3 protein-coding genes and 1 pseudogene are annotated in these 2063 nt (G+C 73.9%); all 4 read left to right on the forward strand.

The window, feature by feature from the left end; genetic code table 11:
* Positions 1 to 568: pseudogene (locus ACFFNX_RS48450) on the forward strand (cobyrinate a,c-diamide synthase); the annotation flags it as partial.
* A complete protein-coding gene (locus tag ACFFNX_RS48455) occupies positions 565 to 1104 on the forward strand; it encodes a GNAT family N-acetyltransferase (protein ID WP_378213200.1) in 540 nt (179 codons plus the stop codon). The pseudogene ACFFNX_RS48450 and the gene ACFFNX_RS48455, both read left to right, overlap by 4 nt.
* Positions 1105 to 1162: 58 nt before the next feature.
* A complete protein-coding gene (locus tag ACFFNX_RS48460; RefSeq protein ID WP_378213202.1) occupies positions 1163 to 1699 on the forward strand; it encodes a GNAT family N-acetyltransferase in 537 nt (178 codons plus the stop codon).
* Between the two features lie 88 nt (positions 1700 to 1787).
* Positions 1788 to 2063 (forward strand): SAM-dependent methyltransferase (locus tag ACFFNX_RS48465; protein WP_378213203.1); only part of this gene is annotated, 276 nt, incomplete at its 3' end.

Consider the following 2063-nt stretch of genomic DNA (forward strand, 5'->3'; position numbering starts at 1 on the left):
GGTCGCGGGCGGCCCGGCGTTCACGTTCGGCTACGCGGAGAACGAGGAGCTGCTCGCCGCCGCGGGCGCCGAGGTCGTGCGGTTCGACCCCCTGCGCGACGCCGCCCTCCCGGCGGAGACCGGCGGAGTGGTGATCGGCGGCGGGTTCCCCGAGACGTACGCCGCGGAGCTGTCGGCCAACGAGCCGTTGCGCCGCGCGGTCGCGGCGTTCCGCGGCCCGATCTACGCCGAGTGCGCCGGCCTTCTCTACCTCGCCCGGCGGCTCGACGACATGCCGATGTGCGGCGTGCTCGACGCGGAGGCGCGGATGAGCGGGCGGCTCACACTCGGCTACCGGGAGGCGGTCGCGGTGCGCGACTCGCCGGTGGCGCGGGCCGGTGAGCGGGTGCGCGGGCACGAGTTCCACCGCACCGTGTGCTCACGGGGGCCGGACGCCCCACCCGCCTGGCAGTGGTCCGCCGAGGGACCGGATGGCTTCACCTCGGCGAATTGCCTTGCCTCCTACCTTCATCTCCACTGGGCTGGGAGGCCTCAGATGGCAACGCGTTTCGTGGGGGCGGCCGCATGACTTTCGACGAGGGTGTTCTGCTGGAGACCGAACGGCTGCTGTTGCGGCCCTTCGACAAGGACGACGCGGACGATCTCCTGGCGGCGAGCCGCGATCCGGAGATCCGCCACTGGATGCCGTGGGCGTCGGCGCAGACGATGCAGACCGCCGTCGACTGGTGTACGGCCCACGCCCACACCGACCCGGCGCGGGCGATGAACTTCGCCATCGTCGCCGGCGAGCGGTTCGCCGGCTCGATCGGCATCGGCCGTACCGACTGGACCGACGGCCGCGCCGAGATCGGCTACTGGATCGCGCCCTGGGCGCGTCGCCGCCGGTACGCGGTGGAGGCGACGCGCGGCGTGGCCGCGTACGCCTTCGAGAAGGGCATGCACCGTATCGAGCTGCTCGCCGCGGTCGCCAACGTCGCCTCCCAGGGCGTCGCTGAGAAGGCCGGCTTCATACGCGAGGCCGTACTCCGCGAGGCGATGCTCATCGGATCCGGGCAGCGGTCCGACGCGGTGCTGTTCAGCATGCTCGCGAGCGACATCTCATGAGCGGGCGAATCGGCGGGCGCGGCGCGTCCGTGCTCTCTCCTCCGGCGAAGGGGGGCTCGTGAGCTCTTTCGGACCCATCGTGTTGCGCACCGAGCGGCTGGTGCTCCGGCCGCCCGAGGAGCGCGACGCGCCCGACTGCTTCGCCGCCGTCGACCAGGTCGTGCGGCGGTGGATGCCGTGGGCGCACGGCTACACGCTCGAGAGGGCGCGCCAGTGGTGCGTCAAGGAGGCGTACCGCGATCCGCGGCGGGAGACCTCCTTCGTGATCGTGCCGGACCGCACCGGCCGGGCCGGCGGCGTCATCGGAATCAACCGGGCCGACTGGGAGACGGGCGTGGCCGAGACCGGCTACTGGATCGGACCCGCCGACCGGCGGCACGGCTACGTCACCGAGGCGGTGCGCGAGGTGGCCCGCTACGCCTTCGGCCTCGGCCTGCACCGGCTGGAGCTGTTCGCCGCCACCGGCAACATCGCCTCACAGCGCGTCGCCGAGCGGGCCGGGTTCACCCGGGAGGGCGTGCTCCGCAAGGCCCGCCCGGTGCCCGGCGGCCGCTCCGACATGGTGCTGTTCAGCCTGCTGAAGGGGGAGCTTTGACGGCCGGCTTCGCGCCCCGCCCCGCCCGCCGCCTGCCCGGCGGGAAGATGGCCGACATGGTGCGGTTCGGGCTGCCGGCGGGTGGGCTGTGAGGCTCGTCGGCGTCGGGGTCGGTCCGGGCGACCCCGAGCTCGTCACGGTCCGCGGCGTACGCGCGCTGCGCGAGGCCGACCTCGTGCTGGTGCCGGTCATGGCCCCCGGCGAGCAGGGCCGCGCCGAGGCCGTCGTACGGGCACACGTCGAGAAGGCCGAACGCGTCGTCTTCGCGCTGAACGACCGGGGCGGGGTGACCGAGCGCCGCGCGAACGCGTGGGACGCCGCCGCGCGCCGCGTCGTCGAGGCCTTCGAGCAGGGCGCCCGTACG

Source organism: Actinoallomurus acaciae, from assembly GCF_042429965.1.
Taxonomy (GTDB): domain Bacteria; phylum Actinomycetota; class Actinomycetes; order Streptosporangiales; family Streptosporangiaceae; genus Actinoallomurus; species Actinoallomurus acaciae.

Bases quoted from the DNA above. Each gene is read 5' to 3' on its own strand.
- ACFFNX_RS48455 (WP_378213200.1), top strand. From the start codon at position 565: ATGACTTTCGACGAGGGTGTTCTGCTGGAGACCGAACGGCTGCTGTTG.